Source organism: Pseudorhodobacter sp., from assembly GCF_030452865.1.
Taxonomy (GTDB): domain Bacteria; phylum Pseudomonadota; class Alphaproteobacteria; order Rhodobacterales; family Rhodobacteraceae; genus Pseudorhodobacter.
The window spans coordinates 1-2,326 of the sequence record NZ_JAKDLJ010000492.1; the positions used below are offsets into that span (position 1 = coordinate 1).

The following is a 2,326-nucleotide window of genomic DNA, read 5'->3' on the forward strand; positions in this document are numbered from 1 at the left end:
GGGGTTTCGACGCCCCTTGGCGTCAGCGTATCCACTCTCACCCATCTTACAACCAGGATACAGTTCACGATGTTTCGATATATACTCCCCGCGCTTGCGTTAACCCTCCTTTCGTTGCCTGCCTCCGCCCAGGATCTTGTGAAATGGGGCGAAGCGGGTGGTTGGGATATCATGGTTGATCCAACCGTCGGCAATGGCTGCCTGATCATGAGCGCCTTTGAGGATGGCTCCACCGTCCGTGTCGGGCTCGATGCCGAACAGGACAACGGCTATGTAATGGCCTTCAATGACGCCTGGGGCGAGATTGTCGAAGGGCAGACCTATCCGATTTCCTTCGATCTCGACGGCGCTGGCTATGAGGGGGAGGCAACCGGGGTTTGGCTTGATGGCACACCCGGCGTTGAGATCGCCTTTGACAGCGAAGACTTCATCCTCGACATGGCACGAAAGCAAACGCTGACCCTGTCGCACGATGGGGAGGAAGTGATGTCGATTGATCTGACCGGATCGTTCGAAGGGTTGGAACAGGCCATCGCCTGCCAAGAGGCACAAAGCAGCTAAATCCGATCACGCTGCGCCCTGCCAATCGGGCGCGGCGCCGCAAAACTTCTGTTAGGGCCGACGATGACGACCGCGCTTTTCACCCATCCTGATTGCGATCTGCACCATGAGCCACCCGGCCACCCGGAACAGGTGGCGCGACTGGCCGTTGTTGCCGAAGCCCTTGCCGGGTTCGACCTGCTTCGCGTTGACGCGCCTTTGGGCATCGAGGCGGATATCACGCGCTGTCATCCCATGCGATACATTGATCGCTGCCGCGCCGCTGTTCCTGCCTCAGGTTGGGGTTATGTCGACGGTGATACCTATCTCGCCCCCGGCTCCTTTCAGGCGGCGTTGCGCGGTGTGGGTGGGGTTTGTGCGGCGGTGGATCTGGTGCTGGCGGGCGGTGCCGCGAATGCCTTTGTCGCCACCCGCCCGCCGGGCCATCATGCCGAACGTGAAACCGCGATGGGGTTTTGCCTGTTCGGCAATATCGCCATTGCCGCGAAACATGCCTTGGATCATCACCGCCTTTCCCGCGTGGCGATTGTGGATTTCGACGTGCATCACGGCAACGGCACGCAAGAACTGCTTTGGGATGAGGCGTGCGCGCTTTTCGCCTCGTCCCACCAGATGCCGCTTTATCCCGGTTCCGGGTCCGTCAGTGAAAAAGGGGCGCATGGCCAGATTCACAACCTGCCCCTGCGCCCCAACACCAAGGGCGCGGAAATGCGCGCGGGCTATGAAGCCCATATCTTCCCCGCTATCGACGCATTCGCGCCGGAACTGATCCTGATCTCGGCAGGTTTTGACGCCCATCGCGACGACCCGTTGGCCAACCTGAACTGGTCCACAGATGATTTCACATGGCTCACCCGGCGGATTTGTGATCTGGCGGACACGCACTGCGCAGGGCGGGTGGTATCGGCGTTGGAGGGCGGGTATGATCTGCCCGCGCTGGCGGCATCCGCCGCCGCGCATGTGGCAGTTTTGAAGGAGCGCGGCGAATGAGTGACAAACCCGTGGCAGAGATGACATTCGAGGAGGCGATGAGCGCACTGGAGCAGGTTGTCTCCTCGCTTGAACGCGGCGAAGTGCCGCTGGAAGCCTCGATCTCGCTTTACGAACGCGGGTCGGCATTAAAGGCGCATTGCGCCGCCAAACTCGCCAAGGCTGAAGAACGCGTGGAGTTGATCCGTGCCAAGGACGGCCAAGCCATCGGCACCACCCCGGCGGAGGGGATGTGAGCTTTCCGACCCTGCTGGCCGCGCATAACCGACAGGTGCAAACCCGGCTCGACGCGGCATTGATGGTTTTCGACGATGAACCCCTTGTCCATGCGATGCGCTATGCGCTGCACGGCGGCAAAGGCTTACGTGGGTTTCTGGTGTTGGAATCGGCCGCCATGCATGGGATTGCACCCGAAAACGCCGTTGCGGCGGCGGCGGCGATTGAGGCGGTCCACGCCTATTCGCTGGTGCATGATGACCTGCCTTGCATGGATGACGACGATTTGCGCCGGGGTTTGCCGACGGTTCACCGCAAATGGAATGAGGCGGTGGCGGTGCTTGCCGGGGATGCGCTGCAAAGCCTTGCGTTTGAGCTGTTGACGGATGTGGCTTTGGGGCCAAACCGCCTCGCCCTGATTTCCGGCATGGCGCGTGCGGCAGGTGCGCGCGGCATGGTATTGGGCCAAGCACTGGATATCGCCGCCGAAACTGCTACAGCGCCGCTGACCTTGGCACAAATCACCCGGTTACAGCTTGGCAAAACCGGGGCGTTGTTT

The 2,326-nt window shown here is 61.2% G+C and carries 4 protein-coding genes; all 4 read left to right on the forward strand.

Annotated elements, in window-relative coordinates; genetic code table 11:
* Nucleotides 1–69: 69 nt before the first annotated feature.
* The gene (locus tag L0H65_RS18500; RefSeq protein ID WP_301460673.1) at nt 70–561 is read left to right on the forward strand and encodes a hypothetical protein; all 492 of its coding nucleotides are present in this window, start codon (nt 70–72) and stop codon (nt 559–561) included.
* Nucleotides 562–624: 63 nt separating this feature from the next.
* Complete coding sequence (locus L0H65_RS18505) at nt 625–1,551, forward strand: histone deacetylase family protein (protein ID WP_301460674.1); 927 nt, start codon at nt 625–627, stop codon at nt 1,549–1,551.
* On the forward strand, nt 1,548–1,787 hold the full coding sequence (locus tag L0H65_RS18510; RefSeq protein WP_301460675.1) for an exodeoxyribonuclease VII small subunit: 240 nt from the start codon (nt 1,548–1,550) through the stop codon (nt 1,785–1,787). Before L0H65_RS18505 ends, L0H65_RS18510 begins: the two co-directional genes overlap by 4 nt.
* Before the next feature lie 62 nt (nt 1,788–1,849).
* Nucleotides 1,850–2,326 (forward strand): polyprenyl synthetase family protein (locus L0H65_RS18515; protein ID WP_301460676.1); only part of this gene is annotated, 477 nt, incomplete at its 3' end.